We start from the raw sequence: 24,275 nt of genomic DNA, 5'->3' as shown, positions 1-24,275 counted from the left end.
GCTCACGATCCGAGTGCCGTCTCGACCAGCCGCCTGGCGTCGGGGCTCGACCATTCGGCCGGGCCGTTCATATGCGCGATCAGGCAACCTTCGCCGTCGATCAGCATGGTGACGGGAAGGCCAAACGCCAGGCCGCGTGCCTTGAGGTCGTTGAACAGCGCCACCGTCGAATCCCGGTAGTAGCCGAGCGTCTCGACGCCTGTGTCCTTGAGAAATTTCTTCGGCTTCACATCGTCGCCGGTATCGACATTGACGGCGACGACCTGAAAGGCGTCGCTGCCCTTTTCCTTCTGCAGCGCATCGAGCGCCGGCATTTCGGCACGGCACGGCGCGCACCATGTCGCCCAGAGATTGAGCAGCACCGTCTTGCCGGCATGGTCGGCGATCGTCATCGGCTTGCCGTCCGGGCCGTTGAAGGCAAGGCTCTTCATGGATTGCGGCGGATCGGCGGGCAACAGGGCGGCGACTTCGCCCGTGGCCGCGGCGGCGACCTTCTTGGCGCGGTCGCTCTTGGCGGCGCAGGCGACGTCGTCCTTGCTGTCGCCGACCGCCACTTGCGCCGGTGCATTGTTGCCAGACCGGCTCTCGCTGACATATACCGCGACCGCGCCGGCCAGCGCTCCCGCCACCAGGGCGGCGAGGATCAGGCGCGGGGCCGGGAAAAATCTGTTTCCGTCTGCCATGTTCTCAAAACTGCTCCGAAGCACGGGTTTTATAGCGATGAGCGACAAGAAGACCAGCAACCAGATGTGGGGCGGACGATTTGCCTCGGGTCCGGCCGCGATCATGGAAGCGATCAACGCGTCGATCTCGTTCGACCGCAAACTCTACGCGCAGGACATCCGCGGCTCGATCGCCCATAGCGAGATGCTGGCGCAAACGGGCATTATTTCGGCGGCCGATCAAGAAAAAATCGCTCACGGCCTGAACACGATCCTGAAAGAGATCGAGGCCGGCAACTTCGAGTTTTCGACCAAGCTCGAAGACATCCACATGAATGTCGAATCCCGCCTCGCCGAGCTGATCGGCCCGGCCGCCGGCCGCCTGCACACCGCGCGTTCGCGCAACGACCAGGTGGCGGTGGATCTGAGGCTCTGGGTGAAGGACGAATGCTTTCGTGTCGCCGAGGCGCTGAAGGGCCTGATCACGGCGCTGCTGGAACGGGCCGAGGAGCATGCGGCGACCGTGATGCCGGGCTTTACCCATATGCAGGCGGCGCAGCCGGTGACTTTCGGCCATCACTGCATGGCTTATGTCGAGATGTTTTCGCGCGACCTGTCGCGCGTGCGCGACGCGATCGAGAGGATGGACGAGAGCCCGCTGGGTGCGGCAGCCCTTGCCGGCACCAGCTTCCCGATCGACCGCCACCAGACGGCAAAAGCGCTCGGCTTCCGCGAGCCGATGCGCAATTCGCTGGACAGCGTTTCCGATCGCGATTTCGCGCTGGAGTTCCTCGGCATGGCGGCGATCTGCGCCACGCATCTGTCGCGGCTGGCGGAAGAGATCATCATCTGGTCGACGCCGCAGTTCGGCTTCATTAGGCTCTCGGATAGTTTTTCCACCGGCTCCTCGATCATGCCGCAGAAGAAGAACCCCGACGCCGCCGAACTGGTACGCGGCAAGACCGGCCGCGTCACCGGCCATCTGGTCGGCCTGCTGACGGTGATGAAGGGCATGCCTTTGACCTATGGCAAGGACATGCAGGAAGACAAGGAATCGGTGTTCGATGCCGCCGAGACACTCGATCTGATGCTGGCGGCGATGACCGGCATGGTCTCCGACATGACGGTCAACGCGGCCGCGATGAAGAAGGCCGCCGGCTCCGGCCACGCGACGGCGACCGACCTCGCCGACTGGCTGGTGCGCACGCTCGGCCTGCCGTTCCGCGAGGCGCATCATGTCACCGGCCGCGCCGTGGCGCTGGCCGAGGAGAAGAAGGTGAGCCTGGAGAAGCTTTCGCTGGAGGACCTGCAGTCGATCAACCCCGGCATCACATCGGATATTTTCTCGGTGCTGGCGGTGCAGAACTCGGTCAAGAGCCGCATCAGTTTCGGCGGCACCGCTCCGTCGGAAGTGAGGAAGCAGATTCGCTATTGGAAAAAGCGACTGGCGAAAGGCTGATGCCCCGATATTGCGACAGCAATATATCCGGGGTGCAATACGCCGAGAACTCGGCTAAAAGCGGCGGCTGACAAAACGTTTCGGACGGATGGATCGATGACCGGAAGCAGGATTTTGGTGACGCTGACGCTGCTGGTGGCGATGGCCGCCGTGACCGCCTGCGGCCGCAAGGCCGGTCTCGACACGCCCTATGAAGCTGCCGAACAGGCGCGCAAGGATGCCGAGAAGGCCAAACAGCCCCTGCCGCCGGAGCCGGAAAAACCGGTCAAGGACAAGAAGTTCATCCTCGACCCGCTGATCTAGAACCGATCAGACCGGGCTTCTAAACCCGATCTCATCGTGCTCCAACTTCCGGAACCACTCTCGTGAACCATTTCGACTACCGCGACGGCGTGCTCCATGCCGAGGACGTGGCAATCCCTGATATCGCCGTCCAGGTCGGCACGCCGTTCTACTGCTACTCCACCGCCACCTTGACCAGACACTACCGGGTGTTCGCCCAGGCCTTTGCCGGGCTGGACACGCTGGTCTGCTACGCCATGAAGGCCAATTCCAACCAGGCCGTGCTGCGGACCTTGGCCAAGCTCGGCGCCGGCGCCGACGTGGTCTCGGAAGGCGAATTGCGCCGGGCGCTCGCCGCCGGCGTGCCGCCCAGCAAGATCCTGTTCTCGGGCGTCGGCAAGACCGCGCGTGAAATGGACTTTGCGCTCGAAGCCGGCATCCTTTGCTTCAACGTCGAATCCGAGCCCGAACTCGAACTGCTCTCGGCCCGTGCCACGGCACTCGGCAAAGTGGCGCCGATCTCGCTGCGCATCAATCCCGATGTCGACGCCAAGACCCACAAGAAGATCTCCACCGGCAAGGCCGAGAACAAGTTCGGCATTGCCTGGCAGCGGGCGCGGCAGGTCTATGCCCGCGCGGCAACGCTTCCGGGCATCAAGGTCACCGGCATCGACACCCATATCGGCAGCCAGATCACCGAGTTGCAGCCCTTCGACGACGCTTTCGCCCTGCTGGTCGATCTGGTCGGCGCGCTGCGCGCCGATGGCCATGCCATCGATCATGTCGATCTCGGCGGCGGGCTGGGCATTCCCTATCGCGTCGACAACAACCCGCCGCCTTTGCCCGACGCCTATGCCCAGGTCGTCAGGAAGCATGTCACCAAGCTCGGGCTGAAGGTGATGTTCGAGCCGGGCCGGCTGATCGTAGGCAATGCCGGCATCCTCGTCTCGGAAGTGATCTTCGTGAAGGAAGGCGACGCCAAGAATTTCCTCGTCGTCGACGCCGCCATGAACGATCTGATCCGGCCGACGCTCTACGATGCCTTCCACGACATCAAGCCGGTCGTGCAGCCGCCGGCCGACACGCCGCGCATGATGGTCGACGTGGTCGGCCAGGTCTGCGAGACCGGCGATTATCTCGGCCTCGACCGCGATCTGCCGAGGCTGAAGGCCGGCGATCTCGTTGCCGTTTCCACGGCCGGCGCCTACGGCGCCGTGCAGGCCGGCACCTACAACACCCGCCTGCTGGTGCCGGAAGTGCTGGTCGACGGCGACCGTTTCCACGTCGTGCGTCCGCGGCTGACCTATGACGATCTGATCGGGCTGGATTCGATACCCGACTGGCTGGCATAGCCGGGATTTTTTATACGAGGAACAAGTCATGGCGCAGGGCAACACCGTCACACGCGAACGCATTGCCGCGATGGAACCGCGCATCCGCCCCTATATCAGGCACACACCGGTGCTGCGCGTCGACATGGCCGACTTCGACCGGCCGCCGCTGGCGGTCGACCTCAAGCTCGAATGCCTGCAGCATTCCGGCTCGTTCAAGGCGCGCGGCGCCTTCACAAACCTGCTCGAACGGCCGGTCCCCAAAGCCGGCGTCGTCGCCGCATCGGGCGGCAACCATGGCGCGGCCGTCGCTTATGCCGCCATGCGGCTCGGCCACAAGGCGACCATCTTCGTCCCCGAAGTCAGCCCGCAGGCCAAGCTGGACCGTATTCGCTTCTATGGCGCCGACCTCGTCGTCGGCGGTGCCCGCTATGCCGAGGCGCTGGCCGCCAGCGAACGTTTCGCCGAGGAAACCGGCGCCCTGCAGATCCACGCCTTCAACCAGGAGGAAACGCTGATCGGCCAGGGCACGCTCGGGCTCGAGATCGAGAACGATTTGCCTGAGATCGACACGCTGCTGGTCGCCGTCGGCGGTGGCGGCCTGATCGGCGGCATTGCTGCCTGGTATGCCGGCCGCATCCGCATCATCGCCATCGAGCCCGAGGGCGCGCCAACGCTTCATCGCGCCTTCGAGGCCGGCCATCCCGTCGACGCGCCGGCGGAAGGCATCGCCGCCGATTCGCTGGCGCCAAAGCGCGTCGGCGAAATGATGTTCCCGATTGCCGAAGCCTTCGTCGAACGCTCCATCCTGGTCAGCGACGACGACATCATCGCCGCGCAGAAGGCGCTGTGGAACCGGGTGCGCATCATTTCCGAGCCGGGCGGTGCGGCGGCCTTCGCCGCGATCCTGTCCGGCCGCTACACGCCGGCAGCGGGTGAACGCGTCGCCGTGCTGGTCTGTGGGGCGAATGCAAATCCTGCAAACTTCTGATTGCAACTATCGCGGCAGGCTTCACGTTTTTTGAAAGCGCCTCGCCTTTGCCGTGTTTGCTGGTATTCTTCGAGTCGTAAGGAACGGGCTATCCTGTCCGATTCCAGGAAGGGCCGATGACGCAACGACCCATCTTCAGCAACGATCGCGGCCTGGCCGGGCGCCTGGCGCTCAGTCGGCTGGCGACGCGGGTCTCGATGCTGATCGAGCGCGGCTGGCCGCTGCTGCTGCCGCTGATCATTGTCGCCAGCCTGTTCCTGAGCATCTCCTGGTTCGGCGTTTTCTCCCGGCTGCCGGATATCGCGCGCATCGGCCTTGTCGCCGCATTCGGCCTGGCAGGGCTGGCGGCGCTCTATCCGTTGCGCTTCTTCCGCCTGCCCGGTGCCGCCGAGGTCGATCGCCGCATCGAGGCCGCCAACGAATTGCTGCACAGCCCCGTGCTGGTGCAGGCCGACCGGCCAAGCGGCCGGGACAGCAGTTTTTCGCAAGTGCTGTGGCGCGAGCACCAGAAGCGCATGGCCGCCAGGCTCGACAGCCTGGGCGCCGACCTGCCACGCACGCGCGTGCCGGAGCGCGACCCTTGGGGGCTGCGCGCGGTGGCTGCGCTCCTGCTCGTCACCGCCTTTGCCTTCTCCTTCGGGCCGACCGGCGGCAGGATAGCTGACGGCTTCAGCGCGCATGGCGCGCACGATGCCGTGCCGCCGCGCATCGACGCATGGGTGACGCCGCCGGCCTATACCGGCAAGCCGCCGATCTTCCTGACCGCCGACGCCAACCAGGCGACGCCGACGTTTCATGTACCTGAAGGCAGCGACGTCTCCTTGCGCGTCACCGGAGGCTCGGGCGAGGAAACGCTTGCCTATGCCGACAAGGATGGCAATGCGCGCGCCATCGACCCGGCAGGACCGCAAGCCAGCACCGCCAAGCCGGCAGCAATCTCCGCCGCTCCGTCCAAGGTACGTCAGTTCACCGGCAAGCTGACCGGCGACGGCACGCTGACGCTGAAATCAGGCGAGGACCAGCTTGGCCGCTGGGCCTTCGCCGTGATCCCGGACAAACCGCCGCAGATTCGCTTCGTCGGCGAGCCCAAGCGCGCCGCCAACGGCGCCTTCGAGCTCAATTACCAGATCGACGACGATTATGGCGCCGCCACCGCCAAGGCGGTCTTCGAAATGGCCGACCCGCAGGCGCCGGATGCGCATCCGCTCTACGGCCCGCCCGAAATGCCGCTGGCGCTGCCGCGCCGCGGCGGCAAGTCGAATGCCGCCAAGACCACCAAGGACCTGACCGAGCATGTCTGGGCCGGCAGCAGCATCAAGCTGACGCTGGTCGCCACCGACGATGCCGGACACACGGCGTCCAGCGAGACCAAGACGCTTGTCATGCCCGAACGGCCGTTCGCCAATCCGTTGGCGCGGGCAGTGATCGAACAGCGCCGCCTGCTGGCGCTCGACGCCAATGCCAAGCCGCGCGTCTTCGACCTGATCGACGCCATCACGCTGCGGCCCGAAGACACGTTCGACAACATGTCCCACTACCTTGCCATCATGAGCGCGCGCAGCCGGCTGAAGCTGGCCGGCAACGACGATCAGCTGCGCAGCGAGGTCGCCTATCTCTGGGAAATCGCGCTCGGTATCGAAGAGGGCAATCTCTCGGCCGCCGAAAAGCGGCTGCGCCAGGCGCAGCAGGCGTTGCAGGACGCCATCAAGAACGGCGCCAGCGACCAGGAAATCGAAAAGGCGATGAAGGAACTGCGCGAGGCGATGAACGAGTTCCTGCAGGAATTCGCCGAACGCGCCAAGCAGAACCCGAACGCGCCGCAGATGCAGCAGAACGGCCAGGAACTGCGCCAGAGCGACATCGACCGCATGATGGACCAGATCGAGAATCTGGCGAAGTCTGGCGATCGCGACAAGGCACAGCAATTGCTGTCGCAGCTGCAGGACATGATGAACAATCTCCAGGCCGGGCGTCAGCAGCAGGGCGGCGAGCAGGATAGCCAGATGCGCCAGCAGATGGACAAGCTCGGCGAGATTCTGCGGCGCCAGCAGGAGATGATGAACGACACCTTCCGCATGGACCAGATGCAGCGCGGCAAGAACCCCAACGATCAGTCTGGCGGCCAGGACCAGGACCTGCCGGGCGTTGGCCAGGACCGCGATCCGCTGGCCAGGCCGAAACAGCAGATGACGCCGCAGGAGTTCGCCGACGCGCTGAAGCAGCTGCAGGAAGGCCAGGGTCAGCTGAAAAGCGACCTGGAGCAGCTGAAGAAAGGCCTCGAAGGCATGGGCATGGAGCCCAATGAGGGATTTGGCGAGGCCGGCAAGTCGATGGGCAATGCCGAACAGGCGCTTGGCGAGGGCCAGGGCGATGAGGCCGTCGGCCACCAGGGCCGGGCGCTCGAAGCGCTGCGCAAGGGCGCCAAGGACATGATGAAGCAGATGCAGGCCATGCAGGGCGACCAGGGCGGCAGCCAGGAAGGCGGTCGCCAGCAGAATGCCGACCGTGACCCGCTCGGCCGGCCGCGCGCCAGCCAGGGTCCGGATTTCGGCGATTCGGTGAAAGTCCCCGACGAGATCGACGTCCAGCGCGCCCGCCAGATCCTGGAAGCGATCCGTAAGCGGCTTGGCAACGCACTCAGCCCCAACATCGAGCGCAGCTATCTGGAACGGCTGCTTGAGCTGAAATAGGGATCGCCGCCCGGACGCCCTGCCCGAAACCCTTCTCGAACGGCTGTAACACCATGCCGAAACTTGGCACTGTCACCCCCATCCTGCGCATCTTCGATATTGCCAAGGCGCATGAATTCTACGTCGACTTTCTTGGTTTCGACGTGCAGTTCGAACACCGCTTCGAGGACAAGGCGCCGCTTTACACAGGCGTCTCCCGCGACGGCTGCGTCTTGCATCTGAGCGAACATCATGGCGACGGCACGCCGGGCTCTCACATCCGGATCGAGACGACCGACATTGCGGGGCTGCACCGCGAGTTGACCGCCAGGAAGTACCGCTTTGCCGGACCGGGGTTGGAGGAGACACCTTGGAAGACGAAGGAGGTCACGGTCGACGATCCGTTCGGCAACCGCCTCACCTTCTATGAGGATGTGAGAGCAATTCCAGGAAAAGTGTGAACGGTTTTCCGTCCGGAATTGCGTCAAAATAAAGCTCTGACCCTACCTATTGACGAAGGCCTCACGGATCGCCTCCTGCATGCCGTCGATCGCCTCGCCTGACGCATTCGGGTTGCGGTGCATCACCACATTGGAGGAATCGATGTCGCCGAACCCGTCGGCGGACGTCAGCTCGCGGCAGCCGTCCGGAATGTTGCTGCGCGAAATCGGCGCGATCGCCAGTCCCGAGGTGACGGCAAGCTTCAGACCGCCCGTGGTGTCGCTGGTATAGGCGACACGATAGGCAAGACCGCGCTGCTCCAGCGATTTGATGGCGAAGTCCTTGCACCAGCTGACCCGGTTGTAGAGCGCGATCGGCACCGGCCGCTCCTCATGCATGTGATGCAGGCTCGATGTCACCCACACGGTCGGGTCGTGCATAAGCACTTCGCCGCCGGCCAGATCCTGCCATTCGAACACCACGCAGAGATCAAGCTCGCCGGCAGCGAGCGCCGCCAACTGTGCTCCCGAATGCGCATAGCGCACGGTGACCTCGACCTTGGTGTGACGCTTCGAGAATGCGCCCAGCGCGCGCGACAGGATGGCGTGGCCATATTCCTCCGGAATGCCGATGCGCACCGGCCCGCCCAGCGGTGCTGCCGCCATCGACGCCGCCGTCTCGTCGAGCAGCGAGACGATGCGGCGGGCGTTGACGATGAGTTCGCCGCCGCGCCGCGTCAGCGCGACGCCGCGCGAGCCGCGCTCGAACAGGCTGTCGCCGACCAGCTCTTCGAGCTTCTTCATCTGCATCGACACCGCCGACTGGGTGCGACCGGCCTGCTCGGCCGCCCGCGTGAAATTGCCGGCTTCGGCGATGGCGACAAAGGTGCGTAGGAGATCGCTGTCGAGGGTTGGTCGCATGGAATCCGCCATAAGAAAATCTGATCACAGCTATCATTCCAATTCGTTTGCAACATGTCAAACGCCGGACGATAGTTGTGACACCCATTGGATATGCGGCTGCGAAATCGGCTGCGGACCAATAAAGAGTCCTCACTCGTGCCCGCTGCCCGAAACGGTGGCGGGTTCTTTTTGATCCGGACGCGCTCCGGGTCATATGCACAGGAGCCGGAACGCAGATGCAGAATAGGATGGTGCGCGGCATCCTGAGCCTGTGCCTGGGCGTGCTGGTGTTCTCGCTGCAGGACCCGCTCGTCAAAGCCGTGTCGAGCGGCTACCCGGTGACCGAGGTGATGGCGATCCGCTCGATCATCGCTTTGCCGATCTTGATCGTTCTCGTCCACGCCGATGTCGGGCTGTCGGCAATTCTGTCGAAGCGATTCGGCTTGCTGACGATCCGCGCTTTCATCCAGTTCACCTCCTACACGGTCTACTATCTGGCCATCGCCGCGCTGCCGCTGGCCGACGCGGTTGCGCTCTACTTTATGGCGCCGCTGTTCATCATGGCACTGGCCGGGCCGTATCTTGGTGAGCGCGTCTCCTGGCAAACGCTGGCGACCGTGCTGATCGGCATGCTTGGCGTTATCGTGATGGTGCGCCCCGGCGCTGGCCTGTTCGACTGGGCGGCACTGCTGTCGCTGGGCTCGGCAGCCCTCTACGGTTTCTCGCAGCTGATGGCCCGCAAGATCGGCGACACCGAATCATCCACCGTGATGGCCTTCTACCAGAACGGCGCCTATCTCATCGGCGCCGCCGTGGTTGCCGGCACATTCCATTTGGCCGGCATAACCCACGCCGTCCATCCCAGCATCGAATTCCTGGTGCGGCCGTGGATATGGCCGACGCTGCCTGATTTTCTCAAGATGGCTGCCTGCGGTTTCGTCGCCTCCGCCGGCATGATCCTGCTGTCGCAGGGCTACCGGCTGGCGCCGGCCAACCGCGTCGCCACCTTCGAATACACCGGCATTCTGTGGTCGCCGCTGTGGGGTTTTCTGTTCTTCGCCGAGGTGCCGCGGTCGACGACCGTGATCGGCGCAGCCCTCATCATCGGCGCCGGYCTGCTGGCGCTCAACATCGGACGGCGCGTGAGTACAGCACCGGCGGTTGCCGCCGGAGATCCAGCCTGATCAGGCGAAGCAGATCAGCGCCCGTTCGACACGCGAACGGATTTCAGCCAGCGTGAAGGGCTTTTGCACGACATCGAGGATGATGCCGTTCAACTCCTCGGCGCGCTCGCGCTGGTCGGCATAGCCGGTCATCAGCACGATCTTCATCGTCGGGAAAAGCGCCGCCGCCGCGATCGCCATCTCGATGCCGTCCATTTCCGGCATGCGGATATCGGAGACGACGAGATCGTAGCCGCCATGCGCGGCGCGTATCAGCGCCAGGCCTTGCGCGCCGTCGGCGGCGATATCGATTGCGTGGCCGGCGCGTTCAAGCGCGCGGGCGGCGAGGGTGCGGACGGACTCATCGTCCTCGACGATCAAAAGCTTTGCCATGGCCGGCAATTTGGCGGGGAAAAGTTGACTTTTTCTGAAAGCCCCCAGCGTCGGACCAGGCTAATTTTTCCGGCACCGTTAAGGGCTTTTTCAGAACTTGCCGGTGCGAGGCGCTGGCCTCACGCATCGCCTTTCACAACACCGACGAACGGCAGTTCGCGAAAGGCGTGCGCCACGTCCATGCCGTAGCCGACGACGAAATAATCGGGGCAGTCGAAACCGACATAGTCGGCGACGAGCGCGGTCTGGCGGCGCATGCGCTTGTCGAGCAGCACGGCGATGGAGCAGCTTTTCGCACCGCGCGACAGCATCAGGTCGCGGGTGAAGGTCAGCGTCTTGCCGGATTCCAGAATGTCGTCGATCAGCAGCACGTCGCGGCCGGCGACCTCGTTGTCGATGTCGCGCAGCACCCTCACCTCGCCGCTGGTGGTGCCGGCGCCGTAGCTGGAAATGAAGATGAACTCGACCTCTGGCGACAGGCCGACATCATGCATGGCGCGGATCAGGTCGGCGGCGAAGATGAACGAGCCCTTCAGCACCGAAATCACCAGCAGATCGTGATAGTCGTGCTCGGCGATCTCCTTGGCCAGTTCGAGATTGCGGCGCGCGATCGCCGACGCCGAAAACAGGACTTCGATGTCCTTGTCGCGTACGATGGGCATTGCTGGTCTTCCCCGATGATCGCCTATTGCGCGAAAGTGACTAAAACGGTCCTCACGCCGTTCTTAGGCACGTCGAGCCGGCTGGCAAAGCCGAATCTTTCGCCCGAAGCCAGCGAATGGCCGGATGTCCCCAACGTATAGCGGGTTGTGCGTCCATCATTGCCAGTCACCCGGATTTCGAGCGGCGGCAGGGTCGCTGGCCCTATCCCGTCATTGGCAGCCTCGCCATCGACGAACAGCACCGGATTGGCTCCTGAGGCGTCGACATGTGAGGTGACGCCTGAAATCGTCAGCGCCGACGCTTGGGCGACGGACAGGAACGGCGCCTGGCGCACCAGCGCATGTCCGCCGGAAACCCAGAAGGCGGCGAGCGCAGCACCGATGCCGGCGATCCAGAAGATCGGCCCGCCGCGCGCGGCCGGCGGCCGTTCCGCCGGTGGTTCCGGCTTGCGCAGCATGTCCATGCCCTCGATGGACGGGGTAACGATTGGACGCGGGAGCGGCGAATCGCTTTCGACTGAAGGGGCCGGCGGCGGCAACACGACATAGTCGGCATCGATGATATCGGCGGCCGGGCGGCGCACGATCCGGTCCGCCACGGCAATTGCCGGTGGATCGGTCATGATTTCGCCGGAAACCGGGCGCGCGGTTCGTTCGTCAGCCATATGGCCCCGTTATTGCGCGTGTTCGCTTTTCGTTTCTTTTGCGTAAACAAAAATGGTTAACGCTTCCCCACCGGAGCCCTCGTGACGCGCCGAAACAACCCAGGAATTAACCGCCGGTTAACCATGCCGGCCGATGGTCTTTTCGCAGAACAGGCAGGCTCTGCGCTGCCAGGAAATTCAGGTCGTCGAAATTGATTCGCTTCGAAAATGTCGGCCTCCGCTATGGCATGGGTCCGGAAATCCTCCGCGACATCACCCTGCACATACCGGAGCGCTCGTTCCAGTTCCTGAGCGGGCCTTCGGGCGCCGGCAAGACGACCTTGCTGCGCCTTTTGTTCATGTCGCTGAAGCCGACGCGCGGGCTGATCACGATTTTCGGCAAGGACCGCTCCCGTATCTCGCGCACCGAACTGCCGCATCTGCGGCGCCGCATCGGCGTGGTGTTCCAGGATTTTCGCCTGCTCGACCACATGACCACCTATGAGAACGTCGCGCTGCCGCTGCGCGTACGCGGGCGCGAGGAAGCGAGCTACCGCACCGACGTGACCGAGCTGTTGAAATGGGTGGGTCTTGGCGAGCGCATGCATGTGCTGCCGCCGGTCCTGTCGGGCGGCGAGAAGCAGCGCGCCGCCATCGCCCGCGCCTTGATCGAGCAGCCGGAGATCCTGCTGGCCGACGAGCCGACCGGCAATGTCGATCCGCCGCTGGCGCGGCGCCTGCTGAGGCTGTTCATCGAGCTCAATCGTCTCGGTACCGCCGTGGTGATCGCCACCCACGATCTTGGCCTGATGGAACAGGTCGACGCGCGCCGCATGATCCTGGCCGGTGGAAGGCTGGACATCTATGACTGACCTGTCCGCCGAACATCTCGAAGAGCATGAGCAGGAAGCCGAGGTGGCCGAGGCAAAGCCGCGCGCCCAGCGCCGGATGGCGCCGATCGTGCCGGCGCAGAACATCGCCGGCCGCGCCCTGGTCCTGGTCATCGCCATCATGACCTTCCTGTCCTGCCTGACCTTCGGCGCGGTGACGCTGGTGCGCGACACCGCCTCGGTCTGGGAGAACCAGATCTCGCGCGAGGCGACGATCCAGGTGAAGCCGGCCGACGGCCTCGACATGGAGGCAGCGCTTGCCCAGGCCTCGCAGATCGCCGGCGAGTTCCCCGGCGTGAAGTCGACAAGGATCATCGACCGCGAGGCGACAGCCAGGCTTTTGGAGCCGTGGCTGGGCTCCGGTCTCAACATCGATGAACTGCCCGTGCCGCGCCTGATCATCGTCACCATCGACGAGAACAGCCCGCCCGACTTCGCCGCCATGCGCGCCGCGATCACGCCAAAACTGCCGAGCGCATCGCTCGACGACCATCGCACCTGGGTCGACCGGCTGGTGGCCATGGCCCGCACCACGGTGACCATCGGCATTGCCGTGCTGGCGCTGATGCTGTCGGCGACCGTGCTGACCGTGGTGTTCGCGACCCGCGGCGCCATGGCGGGCAATGGCCACATCATCGAGGTGCTGCATTTCGTCGGCGCTGAGGCGGCCTTCATCGCACGCGAATTCCGCCGGCATTTCCTGGTCACCGGCATGAAGGGCGCGGCCGCCGGCGGCGCAGCAGCGGTGCTGGTCTTCATCGTCTTTTCCTGGTGGTCGTCGCGCAATATGGCGACGCCTCAGGCCGATCAGGCTACCGCCTTGTTCGGCAATTTCGCCATCGGCTCGATGGGCTATCTCGGCGTCGTCCTGATGGTGCTGGTGATCGGCGCGCTGACGGCGGCAACCTCTCATGCCACAGTCGTCGCCTATCTCAGCGACATCGACGTTCGCCAACCAGACGCATGAAAGGGAGCATGCTTTGGCGGCGGCGGAAGCAGGGTGATCACGAATGGAGAAGCGGCGTAACGCAAAGTGCGTCTTTTATCTACCAAAGGCCGCATTTCAGGATTAACCATATGGCTATGGACGTGCGGGATTCGACCGGGACGGCTGGGCAGATGCCAGTGGTGGTTGCTCGTTTGCGCGACCACGGCGGGATTAGCCGTTTAAAGACCGCTCTGCGGATATCCGCGCTCTCCCTCCTCGTTCTCGCAACCTTGTTTGCCGGCGGCTTCGGCTGGTTCGCCAGTAAGGTCGCCCATCTGACCACCCCCGCCAATCCGGCCAAGGCCGATGCCATCATCGTGCTGACCGGCGGCCAGTCCCGCCTCGACGCCGCGATGGATCTGCTGGCGTCAGGCAAGGGCGAGCGGCTGTTGATCAGTGGCGTGCATCCTTCCGCCAGCCGTCGCCAGCTCCAGGCCGCGACCGGCGGCGACAAGAAGCTGTTTTCCTGCTGCGTCGACATCGACCGCGCTGCGCTCGACACGATCGGCAATGCCGAGGAAAGCGCCAAATGGATCGAAAGCCATGCCTATGRCACGGTGATCCTCGTCACCAACAACTACCACATGCCACGCAGCCTGCTGGAAATGGGCCGGCTGCTGCATGGCGCCAAGCTGGAGCCCTATCCAGTGGTCAATTCCAATCTCGACAATGGTGGTTGGCTGACCAAGCCGCGGGCGTTGCGTGTGCTGTTCACCGAATACACCAAATACCTGCTGGCGCTGGCGCGCGGCATCGTGCCGGTGAAACCAACCCCGGACGGCATAGCGCTGGCCGAGACCGCGGCCGGCGGCTGATCCGGGTATCACTCCTTCGCGGCAGCGCCTGAAATTCCCTTGAGACGCACAATCTCCTGTTCAAGGTGCTGAATGCGCTTATCCCGCTCACCAAGCGCTGCCTCGACATCAGCCGCTTCGAAGCGCTGCGGGATGTGTTGGGGGCAGTTGGAATCCCAGGCTGAGACGGTGAACAGGATGACCTGTTCGGGCCGCGCCTTGTAATCTTGCGGCATCAGCTTCGCCATCAGCTCGGCATCGCCTTCGACGACGCGCGCCGTGCCCCAGATCTTGATGCGCTGGCGCAGCATGTAGTCGATCAAAAACAGGAAGGCGCGTGGATTGTCGGCCAGATTGCCTTGCGTGATGAACTGCCTGTTGCCGGAAAAATCCGCAAAGCCGATCGTCTTTTCGTCGAGCACCTTGAGAAAGCCGGCCGGCCCGCCGCGATGCTGGATATAGGGCTGGCCGTCCCCATTGGTCGTCGACAGGAAGACGCTGATCTGCATCTCGATGAACGCGGCAAGGTCCGGCGTGATGACAGCTTGCCAGCCACCACGCTCCTCGACGCGGGCGTAAGACTGCCGCGAACCCTTACGCGCCTGGATCGCCTTGACGGTCGGCGTGAAGGCGACGTCGCTGGTGAAAGCATGCGCGTTCATCGAAACCTCCTGGGCCAGAGCGGGTTTTAGAGCCCGAGCTCCGACAATGTTGGGTGGTCATCCGGGCGGCGCCCGAGCGGCCAGTGATATTTGCGGTCGGCCTCGCCGATCGGCAGGTCGTTGATGCTGGCGATGCGCAGGCGCATCAGCCCGTGCTCGTCGAACTCCCAGTTCTCATTGCCGTAGCTGCGGAACCAGGAGCCCGAGTCGTCGCGCCATTCATAGGCGAAGCGCACGGCGATGCGGTTGCCGTGGAAGGCCCAGACTTCCTTGATCAGCCGGTAGTCGAGCTCACGGCTCCATTTGCGCGTCAGGAAAGCCTGGATGGCATCGCGGCCTTGCAGGAATTCGGCGCGGTTGCGCCAGCGGCTGTCCATCGTATAGGCGAGTGCGACCCGCGCCGGATCACGCGAATTCCAGGCATCCTCGGCCATGCGCGCCTTCTGTGCTGCTGTCTCGGCGGTGAAGGGCGGAAGCGGGGGGCGGCTTTCAGACATAGGAACTCCTTTGACTGGCCATGCTGCAGACAAGGCCACACCCGACATATAAAGCCTTCCATTCCTGAAATGCAGATGACATATTTGCAATCAGTCCTTCCATTTTCCGGAAGAAGTGATGGATCGTCTCGAAGCCATGTCGCTCTTTGTCGCCGCAGTGGAGGCCGGCAGCCTTTCCGCCGCGGCCCGCCGTTTCGGCATTCCGCTGGCGACCGTCAGCCGCAAGGTTTCCGATCTGGAACGTCATCTCAAAACAAGGCTGCTGAACCGTTCGACGCGCCGGCTGACGCCGACCCATGCCGGCGAGGCTTATCTTGCGGCCTGCCGCCGTATCCTCGATGAGGTTGGCGAGGCTGAACGCGCGGCGGCGGGCGAATACAGCGCTCCGACCGGTGAACTGGCCATCACCGCGCCGGTTGTCTTCGGCCGCCTTCATGTGCTGCCGGTTATCACCGGCTTTCTCTCGGCCTATCCCGACGTGGACATCCGCCTGACCCTGGCGGACCGCATCACCCAGCTGGTCGAAGACCATTTCGACCTCGCGCTGCGCATCGGCCAGTTACCCGATTCGCGCCTTGTCGCCATTGGCGTCGGCTCGATCCGCCGCGTCGTCTGCGCCAGCCCGGCCTATCTGGCCGAACATGGCATACCCGCGACGCCGGAAGACCTGAGCACCCACAATTGCATCACCTTCGAGGGACTGTCCTCCGCCGCCCCATGGGGCTTCACCAAGGGCAAGACGGAAGTCACGGTTCAGGTCCGCTCGCGGCTTCAGGTCAACACCGCCGAGGCCGCGATCGATGCCGCGATTGCCGGCGTCGGGCTGACGAAAGTGCTTTCCTATCAGGTCGATGCCGCGGTGCGGTCGGGCATGCTGCGCATCCTGCTCCGTGAGTTCGAGCCGGAGCCGTGGCCGGTAAGCCTGGTGCATGCGGGCCACGGCCTGCTGCCGGTCAAGCTGCGTGCCTTCCTCGATTTCGCCGCACCCCGTCTGAAGGAGCGGCTGGCCCGATTGGGGTAACGTGGCCGCAGGCTGATCCCAGAAACGAACCGTGCCTCGGCATCGGCAGGGTCACGCTTCGGCCATTTCCTTTTTCCCCGCGCTTGGTGTAACCAACGCACACTTCCTCACCGGACCTCCCCCATGCTCTATGTCAGATCGCTGGCGTTCAACTTCGTCTTCTACGTCAATCTGATCGTCCAGATGATCCTCTGGACCCCCTATTATTTCCTGTCGCCGCGCCACCGCGCCTGGTTCGTGCCGAAATTCTGGTCGCGCACCTGCATGTGGCTCTACGACAAGATCGCCGGCACCAAGAGCGACATCACCGGGCAGGAAAACCTGCCGGAGGGCTCCTTCATCCTGGCGCCCAAGCACCAGTCGTTCTGGGACGCGATCGCTTTCTTCCCCTTCCTCCAGGACCCGCTCTACATCTTGAAGCGGGAACTGACCTGGATCCCGTTCTTCGGCTGGTACATCATGAAGATGCGCATGATCCCGGTTCATCGCGGCAGCCGTTCCAAGGCCTTGAAGGCGGTGGTCGCGGCGACCAAGGAAGAGATGGCGCGCAACCCACGCCAGCTGATCATCTATCCCGAGGGCACGCGCCGGGCGCCGGGCGATGAGCCCGCCTATAAATACGGCATCGTCGAAATCTATTCGCAACTCGGTGTTCCGGTTGTGCCGGTTGCTCATGTCGCCGGCCTCTATTGGCCGCGCCGCAAATTCCTGCGCTATCCCGGCACCATCAAGGCGCGTTTCCTGCCGCCGATTCCACCGGGCCTCGGCAAGGACGAGTTCATGGCGCGGCTGATCGGCGAGACAGAAGCCGCCTGCGACCAGATGCTCGTCGAGGCGTCCCGCGCACCCAACCCGCCGGCCTTTCCGCCGACCGCGGTGAAGCGGCTGCGGGAACTTGGCGCGAAGGTCTGAAGCGAAGGCAGGCAACATTCAGCCGAACACCGCCAGCGCGGTGGTCAGCACCAGCGTCGCGGCAAAGACCAGATTGATGATCCGCGACGTGACCGGCCGGCGCAGAAAGCGCGCGAAGGCCGCGCCCGCGAGCAGCCATACGGCATGGATGACAACGATCATCATGGCGAGAACGGTCAGCTTCAGCCATAGGCCAAGCCCGGCGTCGCCTTGTTTGGAAGCGGCGCCGGCGAACACGGCGGCGATCGCCACATACGCTTTGGGGTTGGCGGCAGCCAAGAGAAAACCGGCCATCCAGGTCGGGCGCGAAGCCTCGGACGCGCGTGCCGCCAGCGGCGCCGCCGTGGCGATCCTGAAGGCGAGATAGAGGATGTAGGCGGCGGATGCGACAACCAGCACCGGCGCCAGCCTCGGCATCGACCAGAGCACCGCCATGATCCCGGTCGCCACCACCAGCAAGACAGCGATCGTGCCAAGAACGATCCCCGAGGTATAGCGCAGCGAGTGGCGCAAGCCGAAGGCGGCACCAACGGCGGTGACGCTTATCGTTGCCGGACCTGGACTACCCATGACCACCGTGGCGGCAAGCACCAGGGCGAGCAGCGGTCGCCAAAGCTCCGGTTGCGAAAGAAGCGGTTCAGTCATTTCCACCCTCTGTCTTGCCTTGAGCGCAGGACGCTATGGCAAGACAGGAGGGGTGGTCTTGGACGTTCGTGCGTAGAACGGCCGCCGGGAGCTTCAGCCGCTCGCCTTGTCGAGCTCAGCCATGTCGTCCGCTGTCAACTTCAGCGACGCCGCCTTGATCAGACTATCCATCTGGTCCGGCTTGGTGGCGCTGGCGATCGGTGCGGTGACGCCTGGCCGCGCGATAACCCAGGCAAGCGCGACTTCCGCCTGCTTCGCCGAATGCCTCGCCGACACCGCGTCGAGTGCCGCAAGGATGCGCATGCCGCGCGCGTTGAGATAGTCCTTCACCCCGCCGCCGCGCTCACTTTGGCCAAGATCGGCTTCGCTGCGGTATTTGCCGCTTAGGAAACCCTTGGCCAGGCTGAAATAGGTGATGACGCCGATATCCTCGGCCACACACAGATCGTGCAGCGGCCCATCGAAGGAGGAGCGGTCGTAGAGATTGTATTCCGGCTGCAGCACTTCGTAGCGCGGCAGGCTGCGCAGGCTCGCCACGTCGAGTGCGGCGCGCAACTGGCCCGCATCGAGGTTCGAGCAGCCGACATGGCGGACCTTGCCCTTGGCGAGCAGCTTCTCGTAGGCGCCGAGCGTTTCCTCATAGGGCGTGGTCGGATCCGGCCAATGCGACAGATAGAGATCGATAGCGTCGATCTGCAGTCGCTTCAGCGACGCGTCGACGGCCTTTTCGATATAGGCAGCGGATAGATCCTTGTGGCCCTGCCCCATATCCGAGCCGACCTTGGTGATCACCACGACCTTGTCACGGTTGCCACGGTCTTTCATCCAGTTGCCGATGATGGTTTCGGATTCACCACCCTTGTGGCCGGGGACCCAGCGCGAATAGGCGTCCGCCGTGTCGACCGCGTTGAGACCAGCCCCGACGAAGCGGTCGAGCAGGTCGAAAGATGTCTTCTCGTCGGCGGTCCAGCCAAAGACGTTGCCACCCAGAACCAGCGGCGCGATGGAAAGGTCGGTGCGACCGAGACGGCGTTTCTGCAAGACGGATCTCCATGAGGATTGGGGCCGGGCGGATGCCGCCCGCTGGCTGGGGTTCGGAGCCTAACCTAGGTCTCGCCGCACCAAGGTCAAAGGCCTGGCTGCCTTTTCCGCAGAGCCAGCCTTCACAAAGGCGCTATCCCCCGTGCCACGTCCTCCAGCCAATGGTCGCGGATGCCAAGCGCTTCCAGATGTTTCAACGTGCTGAGCACATAATCCTCATTGTCGCCGGATTGGCCGACCGCACCGCGCACCACCGCCGCCGCATGCGCAGCATCCAGCGCGCCGGCATATTGCTCATGCTTGCGGTCGACGATGTAGGCTACGGCTTCGACCATGCCGCCGCCATCAAGGCGAACCTTGAGCGTGCGCTCGAGATAGACTGATGTGACGAGTTCGCGCTCGCGCAGATAGGCGATGACCTCGTCGCGAAATTCGCCCGGCACGCGGAAAGCCAGGCCGACGCAGGAACCGCCATGGTCGAGGCCGAGCACCAATCCGGGCCGCTGGCGCGTGCCGCGGTGCACGAACGAATAGACACAAAGCGAGCGCCGATAGCCGTGCAACCTTGCTCTTTGTGTCTCGACATGCGCGAACCCCGGCCGCCAGATCAGCGATCCATAGCCAAACACCCAAAAATCGCCCATATCGCCGCGCCTGATTGCAAAAGATTGCCGACACCGCATCCGAATCGGTGTTTTTTCCGTCCGTGTCTGTCTACCTATTGTTGTCGGAATCAAAACTCCGTCCACCAACACCCATGCGTTAATGAGAGCCAAAGCATGACGTCAAGTGACGAACGCCAACCAAAGTCCCGCCGCGGCCTGTTCTGGCTGGTGGCGTTCATCGTTGTGCTGTTTGCCATCTACAGCGGTGGTTGGTTTTACCTGGAGAACAGGGTCAGGGCTGAAGCCGACAAGGCGGTTGCCACGCTCAACAAGAGCGGCATCGAGGCCGGCTGCGCCAATCTCCAGGTCAGCGGCTATCCCTTGAACTTCACCGTCTCCTGCGACAACCTCGCTTACGAGGACGATGCCAAAAACATCGCCGCGTCGGCCGGCTCCTTCAATGCCGTCGCCCAGATCATCCAACCCCTGTCCCCGGTTGCCAATCTGCGCGGACCGCTCAGAACCTCCGTCCCGGGCATGAAGCCGCTGTGGATCGACTGGGACAATCTGCAGGCCAACGTCAAATTGTGGTACCCGCTGCCGCAGCGTATATCCCTGCAGGCCGAGGGCCTGTCCGGCCAGACCGATCCGGCTGACGACACCGATCCGGTTGAACTGTTCAGCGCTGGCAAGGCCGCTGGCCAGTTGCAGCCGAATGGCGGCGATCTCGACTATGCCGGCAGCTTTGGTGATCTCGAGATCGATCCCGATGCGATCGGCGGGCGCGTGCTGCCGGCGCTCGATGCCAGCGGCGATGCCACGCTGAAGAATGGTGTCGCGCTGATCGGCACGCAGGTGAAAAGCCTGCGCGGCCAAAGGATAGAGATTCGCAACCTCGATGTGTCCTCGGGCACGGCGCGGGTTACCGTTTCCGGGCCGCTGTCGGTCGATGCCGAAGGCCTGGTCGACGCCGACCTGATGATCCGGATCAAGGATCCGAAGTCCGTGGCATCTATCCTTGCCGGTGCCATACCCGAGCAGAAGAATGCGATCGAACAGGGTTTTGCCGCACTCGCCATGCTCGGCAGCGAACCGTCGATGCCGCTGAAAGTGGTCAAGGGCAGAGCTTCGCTCGGCTTCATTCCGCTCGGCAAGATCAAGCCGGTGCAATAGCGCTGCCATGGCAAGACCCTTGAGGCTCCTCAGTGTCGGCGCGCTGACTCTGGACACCATCCTGCGTGTGGAGACGCTTCCCACGCACCAGGGAAAATTCATCGCCTCCGACGGTGTCCAGATCGCCTCGGGCATGGCCACCAGTGCTGCCTGCGCCGCGCATCGCCTGGGCGCCGACGTGTCGCTGTGGGCGAGCGCCGGCGACGATCCCATCGGTGATCAGCTGATTGCCGGGGTCGAGGCCGAAGGCGTCGATTGCACCTATGTGCGCCGCGTCAGCGGCGCCCGCTCGGCACTGGCCTCGATTCTGGTCGACGCCCATGGCGAGCGCATCATCGTGCCTTTCTATGACAAACGCGCCCAGGCCGATCCCGAAGCGTTGCCTTTCGCGGACATCACTGCATTCGATGCCGTGCTGGTGGATGTGCGCTGGCCGGGCGCCGCGGCCCTTGCCCTGAAGGCCGCGCATGCTGCCGGCCGCCCAGCGATTCTCGATGCCGACACCGCGCCGCTGGCGGTGCTGGAACAGCTCTTGCCGCTCGCCTCGCACATTGTTGCCTCCGAGCCGGCGATCCGCATCATATGCGGCCACGCACAGGATCTGGAGACCGCTTGCACCGACATGGCTTCCCGCACCGATGCCTTTGTCGCGGTCACCGGCGGCGCGGCAGGCACCTGGTGGTTCGATCGCGCGGCGCAATCATCCCGTCATGTCGCAGCGCCCAAAATCAAGGCGGTCGACACGCTGGCGGCGGGTGACGTCTTTCACGGCGCCTTTGCCGTCGGGCTGGCGGAAGCCATGCCGGTCGAGCAGGCCTTGCGCTTCGCCAGCGCTGCAGCCGCGCTCAAATGCCAGCGCTTCGGCGGCAGGCTGGGCGCGCCGGACCGGGCCGAGACGCTGGCGATGATCTCGGCGATCTGGCCGACACCCTAACAACGCCAAGGGAGTTGAGATTCAGGTCAGGCCGAGTCGAAAATGGCTGATGCCGAGAACCGGAGCGGAGCGTACTTTTTGTACGTGAGCACCGGAAGCGCAGCCGTCGGCCATTTGCAGGCCGGCCTCACCTGGATATCAGCTCCCCTTGGGATGCTCGACCGCCTGACGGCCAAAGTCGGGCACGTCGATGTCCTGGCCGGCCTCGATGATCGAGCGGCGCACGGCGCGGGTCCGGGTGAACAGGTCGAACAGCTTGTCGCCGTCGCCCCAGCGGATCGCGCGCTGCAGGAACGCCAGGTCTTCCGAAAACCGTGCCAGCATTTCGAGGATGGCGTCCTTGTTGTGCAGGCAGACGTCGCGCCACATGGTCGGATCCGAGGCGGCCAGACGCGTGAAATCGCGAAAGCCGGAGGCGGAATATTTGATCACTTCGGACTTGGTCACCGACTGCAAATCGTCGGCGGTGCCGACGATGTTGTAGGCGATGATGTGCGGCAAATGCGAGACGATGGCCAGCGTCATGTCATGATGCTGCGGATCCATCGTGTCGATGTTGGCGCCGCAGCGGCGCCAGAATTCCGACAGCCTCTCCAGCGCCTCCGGATCGGTGCCCGGCACCGGTGTGAAGATGCACCAGCGATTGTCGAACAGATCGGCGAAGCCGGCATCCGGTCCCGATTTTTCCGTGCCCGCCAACGGATGGCCGGGAATGAAATGCACGCCGTCAGGCACATGCGGTTGCATCTGCGCGATCACCGATGCTTTGGTCGAGCCGACATCGGTGAGGATCGCGCCCTTCTTCAGCGCCGGTGCGATTTCCTCTGCGACCGCGCCGGACGAGCCGACGGGCACGGAGACGATGACCAGATCGGCGTCGCGAACCGCCTCTTTCGCATCGGTCGTATAGCTGTCGCCCAGCCCGAGTTCTTCCGCCCGCTTCAGCGTCGCGGCGCTGCGGGTTGAGATGGCGACATGGCCAGCCAGGCCCTCGCGGCGGATGACGCGGGCCAGCGACGAGCCGATCAGGCCGATGCCGACCAGCGCGATCTTTTCAAACATCGGTGATGTCATGGCGTTCAGCTTTTCAGGAATGTCGTGAGCGCGGCGATAACACCGCGATTGGCTTCTTCGGTGCCGACGGTCATGCGCAGCGCGTTGGGAAAGCCGTAGCCTGAAACGCGGCGTAGGATATAGCCGCGCGCGGTCAGGTAATCGTCGGCCGCCGCCGCCGAATGCTTCCGGTCGTCGGGAAAATGGATGAGCAGGAAATTGCCGACGCTGGGCGTCACCCGCAGCCCGAGCCCGGTCATCTCCTGGCTCAGCCAGGTGAGCCAGGTCTCGTTGTGCGCCACGCTGCGCTCGACATGGGCGCGGTCGCGGGTCGCGGCGATGCCAGCCTCGATTGCCGTCGCATTGACATTGAAGGGACCGCGCACGCGGTTGATGGCGTCGACGATGTGCATCGGACCATACATCCAGCCGATCCGTGCCCCACCAAGACCGATCTTGGAGAAGGTGCGGGTCATCACAACGTTCTCCGTGCTGCCGACCAGTTCGATGCCGGCTTCATAGTCGTTGCGGCGGACATATTCGGCATAGGCCGCGTCGAGCACCAGCAGGACATGCCTGGGCAGGCCGGCATGCAGGCGGCGCACCTCCTGGAACGGCACATAGGTGCCGGTCGGATTGTTGGGATTGGCCAGGAACACGATTTTCGTATGCGGCGTGACGGCGGCCAGGATCGCATCGATGTTGGCCCGCTCGTCAGTCTCCTTGACCGCGACCGGCGCAGCACCGGCCGACTGGATGTAAATCTTGTAGACCATGAAGGCATGTTCGGTGAAAATCGCTTCGTCACCGGGCGCGAGATAGATTTGTGCCAAAAGCCCGAGAATCTCATCGGAACCGTTGGAACAGATGATGTTCTGCGCGTTGAGGCCGTGCACCTCGGCGATCGCCTCGCGCAGCCGTTTGGCGGTGCCGTCGGGATAGATGTCGAGTTTGGCGGCAACCTCACGTGCGGCTTCGATCGCCTTCGGTGACGGACCGAGCGGGTTCTCGTTCGACGACAGCTTGTAGACCTTGGCGACACCGGCGGGTGCGGCGCTCTTGCCGGGCACATAGGCGTCGATGTCCATGATGCCCGCGCGCGGGGTTGGCCGTGCCTGATCCAGTGTCTTGTTCATTTCTGCAAAATCCGTCGAAAATGCCTCCATCGGGAGGCCGCTGCGGAAATACAAGCCATGGCCCGCAATGTCGAGAGGCGGCAGTGGTGCCAGCAGCCGGCCCAGATGCCGGCATTGACGGCAGGGCGGGCGAGTTCTAGAAGGACAGCGACAGTTCCGTGGTGATTTGGCCGGTCGGCTTGCAGCCACGTTAAACAATTCGCTAAAGGGCCGTTTGCGTGACGTAACCGGCTTTGCGAATGGCAATGCCGGTTTTTTATTGTCCGCGGCCGGCCGGACGGACGCATCGTCGGCGATTTTTCGCCTGATATGATGCAGCAAGTGA

The 24,275-nt window shown here is 63.9% G+C and carries 26 protein-coding genes and 1 riboswitch; of the genes, 14 read left to right on the top strand and 12 right to left on the bottom strand.

Features of this window, described 5'->3' with window-relative positions; translation table 11 throughout:
* Positions 1–2: 2 nt before the first annotated feature.
* Positions 3–683 (bottom strand): thiol:disulfide interchange protein TlpA, encoded by a 681-nt coding sequence (gene tlpA / locus AC1DX4_RS27860; RefSeq protein ID WP_477223359.1) that lies wholly within the window; start codon positions 681–683, stop codon positions 3–5.
* A 37-nt stretch (positions 684–720) separates the two neighbouring features.
* On the opposite strand from tlpA, the gene argH reads away from it, so the two are divergent.
* From argH to AC1DX4_RS27830, 6 genes are all read left to right on the top strand, one after another.
* Positions 721–2,121, top strand: a complete 1,401-nt coding sequence (argH, locus tag AC1DX4_RS27855) for an argininosuccinate lyase (protein ID WP_477223358.1) — start codon at positions 721–723, stop codon at positions 2,119–2,121.
* A 96-nt stretch (positions 2,122–2,217) separates the two neighbouring features.
* Positions 2,218–2,424 carry a hypothetical protein gene (locus AC1DX4_RS27850; RefSeq protein ID WP_477223357.1) on the top strand — a complete coding sequence of 69 codons (207 nt, stop codon included), beginning with the start codon at positions 2,218–2,220 and terminating at the stop codon, positions 2,422–2,424.
* A 62-nt stretch (positions 2,425–2,486) separates the two neighbouring features.
* The gene (gene lysA, locus AC1DX4_RS27845) at positions 2,487–3,755 is read left to right on the top strand and encodes a diaminopimelate decarboxylase (RefSeq protein WP_477223356.1); all 1,269 of its coding nucleotides are present in this window, start codon (positions 2,487–2,489) and stop codon (positions 3,753–3,755) included.
* Positions 3,756–3,783: 28 nt separating this feature from the next.
* A complete protein-coding gene (locus AC1DX4_RS27840) occupies positions 3,784–4,725 on the top strand; it encodes a threonine/serine dehydratase (RefSeq protein WP_477223355.1) in 942 nt (313 codons plus the stop codon).
* Positions 4,726–4,841: 116 nt separating this feature from the next.
* Positions 4,842–7,415: a TIGR02302 family protein gene (locus AC1DX4_RS27835; protein ID WP_477223354.1), complete on the top strand. Its 2,574-nt coding sequence runs from the start codon at positions 4,842–4,844 to the stop codon at positions 7,413–7,415.
* Between the two features lie 53 nt (positions 7,416–7,468).
* Positions 7,469–7,855 carry a glyoxalase superfamily protein gene (locus AC1DX4_RS27830; protein ID WP_477223353.1) on the top strand — a complete coding sequence of 129 codons (387 nt, stop codon included), beginning with the start codon at positions 7,469–7,471 and terminating at the stop codon, positions 7,853–7,855.
* 42 nt (positions 7,856–7,897) lie between these two features.
* Here the strand turns inward: AC1DX4_RS27830 and AC1DX4_RS27825 are convergent, their stop codons facing one another.
* Positions 7,898–8,755 (bottom strand): LysR substrate-binding domain-containing protein, encoded by an 858-nt coding sequence (locus tag AC1DX4_RS27825; protein ID WP_477223352.1) that lies wholly within the window; start codon positions 8,753–8,755, stop codon positions 7,898–7,900.
* 218 nt (positions 8,756–8,973) lie between these two features.
* Here AC1DX4_RS27825 and AC1DX4_RS27820 point away from each other — a divergent pair, with 218 nt between their 5' ends.
* Positions 8,974–9,921: a DMT family transporter gene (locus tag AC1DX4_RS27820; RefSeq protein WP_477223351.1), complete on the top strand. Its 948-nt coding sequence runs from the start codon at positions 8,974–8,976 to the stop codon at positions 9,919–9,921.
* On the opposite strand, the gene AC1DX4_RS27815 is transcribed toward AC1DX4_RS27820, so the two are convergent.
* From AC1DX4_RS27815 to AC1DX4_RS27805, 3 genes are all read right to left on the bottom strand, one after another.
* A complete protein-coding gene (locus tag AC1DX4_RS27815) occupies positions 9,922–10,293 on the bottom strand; it encodes a response regulator (protein WP_477223350.1) in 372 nt (123 codons plus the stop codon). It abuts the gene before it with no gap.
* A 119-nt stretch (positions 10,294–10,412) separates the two neighbouring features.
* Positions 10,413–10,955: a hypoxanthine phosphoribosyltransferase gene (hpt, locus tag AC1DX4_RS27810; protein WP_027031270.1), complete on the bottom strand. Its 543-nt coding sequence runs from the start codon at positions 10,953–10,955 to the stop codon at positions 10,413–10,415.
* Between the two features lie 23 nt (positions 10,956–10,978).
* Complete coding sequence (locus AC1DX4_RS27805; RefSeq protein ID WP_477223349.1) at positions 10,979–11,620, bottom strand: hypothetical protein; 642 nt, start codon at positions 11,618–11,620, stop codon at positions 10,979–10,981.
* A 191-nt stretch (positions 11,621–11,811) separates the two neighbouring features.
* On the opposite strand from AC1DX4_RS27805, the gene ftsE reads away from it, so the two are divergent.
* From ftsE to AC1DX4_RS27790, 3 genes are all read left to right on the top strand, one after another.
* Positions 11,812–12,471: a cell division ATP-binding protein FtsE gene (gene ftsE, locus AC1DX4_RS27800; RefSeq protein WP_477223348.1), complete on the top strand. Its 660-nt coding sequence runs from the start codon at positions 11,812–11,814 to the stop codon at positions 12,469–12,471.
* The gene (locus AC1DX4_RS27795) at positions 12,464–13,456 is read left to right on the top strand and encodes a cell division protein FtsX (protein ID WP_477223347.1); all 993 of its coding nucleotides are present in this window, start codon (positions 12,464–12,466) and stop codon (positions 13,454–13,456) included. Before ftsE ends, AC1DX4_RS27795 begins: the two co-directional genes overlap by 8 nt.
* Positions 13,457–13,566: 110 nt before the next feature.
* A complete protein-coding gene (locus tag AC1DX4_RS27790) occupies positions 13,567–14,292 on the top strand; it encodes a YdcF family protein (RefSeq protein ID WP_477223346.1) in 726 nt (241 codons plus the stop codon).
* A gap of 8 nt (positions 14,293–14,300) precedes the next feature.
* On the opposite strand, the gene AC1DX4_RS27785 is transcribed toward AC1DX4_RS27790, so the two are convergent.
* Complete coding sequence (locus AC1DX4_RS27785) at positions 14,301–14,933, bottom strand: pyridoxamine 5'-phosphate oxidase family protein (RefSeq protein WP_477223345.1); 633 nt, start codon at positions 14,931–14,933, stop codon at positions 14,301–14,303.
* Positions 14,934–14,959: 26 nt separating this feature from the next.
* Positions 14,960–15,430 carry a nuclear transport factor 2 family protein gene (locus AC1DX4_RS27780; protein WP_477223344.1) on the bottom strand — a complete coding sequence of 157 codons (471 nt, stop codon included), beginning with the start codon at positions 15,428–15,430 and terminating at the stop codon, positions 14,960–14,962.
* A 118-nt stretch (positions 15,431–15,548) separates the two neighbouring features.
* Between AC1DX4_RS27780 and AC1DX4_RS27775 the strand changes: the two genes are divergently transcribed.
* On the top strand, positions 15,549–16,451 hold the full coding sequence (locus AC1DX4_RS27775; protein ID WP_477223343.1) for a LysR family transcriptional regulator: 903 nt from the start codon (positions 15,549–15,551) through the stop codon (positions 16,449–16,451).
* A gap of 123 nt (positions 16,452–16,574) precedes the next feature.
* Positions 16,575–17,363 (top strand): lysophospholipid acyltransferase family protein, encoded by a 789-nt coding sequence (locus AC1DX4_RS27770; protein ID WP_477223342.1) that lies wholly within the window; start codon positions 16,575–16,577, stop codon positions 17,361–17,363.
* 18 nt (positions 17,364–17,381) lie between these two features.
* Here the strand turns inward: AC1DX4_RS27770 and AC1DX4_RS27765 are convergent, their stop codons facing one another.
* The 3 genes from AC1DX4_RS27765 to AC1DX4_RS27755 all read right to left on the bottom strand — a co-directional run bounded on the left by AC1DX4_RS27765 (position 17,382) and on the right by AC1DX4_RS27755 (position 19,693).
* On the bottom strand, positions 17,382–18,008 hold the full coding sequence (locus AC1DX4_RS27765; RefSeq protein ID WP_477223341.1) for a LysE family translocator: 627 nt from the start codon (positions 18,006–18,008) through the stop codon (positions 17,382–17,384).
* Positions 18,009–18,101: 93 nt separating this feature from the next.
* On the bottom strand, positions 18,102–19,049 hold the full coding sequence (locus tag AC1DX4_RS27760) for an aldo/keto reductase (protein WP_477223340.1): 948 nt from the start codon (positions 19,047–19,049) through the stop codon (positions 18,102–18,104).
* 122 nt (positions 19,050–19,171) lie between these two features.
* Positions 19,172–19,693, bottom strand: coding sequence for a gamma-glutamylcyclotransferase (locus tag AC1DX4_RS27755; RefSeq protein WP_477223339.1), 522 nt, complete (start codon positions 19,691–19,693; stop codon positions 19,172–19,174).
* A gap of 135 nt (positions 19,694–19,828) precedes the next feature.
* On the opposite strand from AC1DX4_RS27755, the gene AC1DX4_RS27750 reads away from it, so the two are divergent.
* On the top strand, positions 19,829–20,827 hold the full coding sequence (locus AC1DX4_RS27750) for a DUF2125 domain-containing protein (RefSeq protein ID WP_477223338.1): 999 nt from the start codon (positions 19,829–19,831) through the stop codon (positions 20,825–20,827).
* Between the two features lie 7 nt (positions 20,828–20,834).
* Positions 20,835–21,761 carry a sugar kinase gene (locus tag AC1DX4_RS27745; protein ID WP_477223337.1) on the top strand — a complete coding sequence of 309 codons (927 nt, stop codon included), beginning with the start codon at positions 20,835–20,837 and terminating at the stop codon, positions 21,759–21,761.
* 138 nt (positions 21,762–21,899) lie between these two features.
* Here AC1DX4_RS27745 and AC1DX4_RS27740 read toward each other — a convergent pair whose 3' ends face one another.
* Together AC1DX4_RS27740 and hisC are read right to left on the bottom strand one after the other, a co-directional pair.
* Positions 21,900–22,835, bottom strand: coding sequence for a prephenate/arogenate dehydrogenase family protein (locus tag AC1DX4_RS27740; RefSeq protein WP_477223336.1), 936 nt, complete (start codon positions 22,833–22,835; stop codon positions 21,900–21,902).
* Between the two features lie 5 nt (positions 22,836–22,840).
* On the bottom strand, positions 22,841–23,950 hold the full coding sequence (gene hisC, locus AC1DX4_RS27735; RefSeq protein WP_477223335.1) for a histidinol-phosphate transaminase: 1,110 nt from the start codon (positions 23,948–23,950) through the stop codon (positions 22,841–22,843).
* A 148-nt stretch (positions 23,951–24,098) separates the two neighbouring features.
* Positions 24,099–24,176: riboswitch (SAM riboswitch) on the top strand.
* Positions 24,177–24,275 lie beyond the last annotated feature (99 nt).

This window comes from Mesorhizobium sp. P3_A8 (assembly GCF_056402995.1).
The sequence above is the reverse complement of the archived record's forward strand: the minus strand, read 5'-3'. Positions and strand labels throughout refer to the sequence as shown.